At 44.0% G+C, this 1983-nt stretch carries 2 protein-coding genes; both read right to left on the bottom strand.

Annotated elements, in window-relative coordinates; genetic code table 11:
* Window positions 1-861 (bottom strand): tyrosine recombinase XerC (xerC, locus tag A3761_RS20600; RefSeq protein WP_068750795.1); only part of this gene is annotated, 861 nt, incomplete at its 3' end.
* A 61-nt stretch (window positions 862-922) separates the two neighbouring features.
* Window positions 923-1672: a DUF484 family protein gene (locus A3761_RS20595; RefSeq protein WP_082870321.1), complete on the bottom strand. Its 750-nt coding sequence runs from the start codon at window positions 1670-1672 to the stop codon at window positions 923-925.
* Window positions 1673-1983: the final 311 nt, after the last annotated feature.

The raw sequence follows: 1983 nt of genomic DNA, 5'->3' as shown, positions 1-1983 counted from the left end.
TGCATCATACACCTCAGCTAAATGTTTAAAGTCTAGATGAGTATAGACCTGTGTGGTGGAAATATCGGCATGGCCTAATAATTCTTGTACGGCGCGAAGGTTTTGACTCGACTCCAACATGTGGCTTGCAAAAGAATGTCGCAGCATATGCGGGCTGACATCATTAATAATACCTTTCTCGATTGCCATTTTTTTCAAGCGAACCTGAACATTACGTACACTTATCCGCTTTCCTTGCTGGCTAATGAAAAGTGCGACCGCCTCTTCTCCCAAGCAATCGCCACGAAAGGCTAACCACTCTTTTAGCGCTTCAATGGCCTTGCTTCCTAATGGCAAGTGCCTTTCTTTGCCACCTTTACCCAGCACATCAACAAAACCTTCATCAAGATTTATGGAATTTACATTCAAATTTACTAATTCAGAAAGGCGTAGACCTGAAGAATAGAAAACCTCGAACATGGCGTGATCACGAATCACATGCCAATCGCCACTATCGTTATCTAATAGATGGTTAATTTGATCAACATTCAAGACTTTAGGCAGTTTTTTGCTCCCTTTTGGAACCGGAACATCCAGACACGGATTGTGTTCTAGCAAAGCATGTTTAATCTGGTAATTGTAAAAACTACGTAGTGACGACAGTGCTCTTTGAATACTCTTGCTAGAAAGCTGCTTACGGTGCAGGTAAGAAACGTATAAGCGGACATGAGCGTGACTGAGCTCACTCCAAGCGTGAATACCCTGTTCAGAGCACCAAGTATGAATACGCTCCAAGTCACGCCTGTAATTGGTGTAAGTGTGATGGGAGAGCCTCCTAACGACCAGTAAATTATCGAGAAACTCTTCTAGTAACTTTTCCATCACTGCCTCGAATTCTCTACCGGATCATTAAACCATTTATGGCGACTCGCTTCGAAAATATCTATTCCAAGAGCGAAGGAACTGAGTCCTCTACCTGCTGTCGCTTAGCAGCCAACAACAGATTCGGCAGAATACGGCTGATAAAATCGCTGATATAAGAAAGGAATAAAGAGCCCATTGAGCTATCAAAGTGCTTAGCATCGCGACTGCCCAAACAGAACAAGCCCAAAAGCTCACCATTTCGTAAAGGAATCACTGCCGCTGAACCGACTTCTTCGGGGTTCGGGAACAAGCATGCACGCTCTTCGTCTCGGAACTGCCCGCAAACTGCTCGTGTATGATCGAGAATACCGCCTAGCTGCCCCCGAGCCTCATCGATCGAAATGACTTTCACTTCGCTAACAGGGTAGTCACTTGGCTTACCAAACAATAAAATGCTGCTGAAGTCGATATTCGCATCATTTTTGAATGCCTCATTTACGACCATTTCAATCTCATCAAGGCTCTTCACCTCTAACAAGTTTAATAACAGGCGTTTGGTCTTCTCAAAATGAGCATCATTCTCATGCGCAATGGAGATCAGTTCATTAAGCTTGTTTTTCAGCTCATCACGGTGCTCTCTAAATACTTGCACCTGACGCTCCCCTAAAGATATCGCAGCGCCGCTCGCATGAGGTATTTTTAGCTCATTCAACAAGTAATCATGTTGAACAAAGAATTCAGGGTGAGTCTTCAAATACTCAATAACGTCAGTTTCTTGAATACTCGCAGCTTGCGGGCTTACTTCAGCGTTTACTTCTTTATTGCTCATACTATCTTCACTAATACGGTTCACTATGTCTGGGGGAGTCCATTCAAAACTTATATTTATTTATCTGAAATCTATCAGTATTACGATGTGGGCTAAGAGATCACGAATCTAGTTCAAGCCTCACTAAACGCCTATCGCTAACTAAGTGTAGCGCTAAATTCGAATTTTTCCTTCGAAAACAGTCATAGCGGGGCCTTCCATCATTAACGGTGAGCCGACGCCCTGCCACTCAATTTTTAGATTACCGCCAGGCAAGCGAACCTCAACTGGCGATTCCAGCACACCTCGGCTTATTCCAGCGGCAACAGCCG

Source organism: Oleiphilus sp. HI0123, from assembly GCF_001635315.1.
The sequence above is the reverse complement of the archived record's forward strand: the minus strand, read 5'-3'. Positions and strand labels throughout refer to the sequence as shown.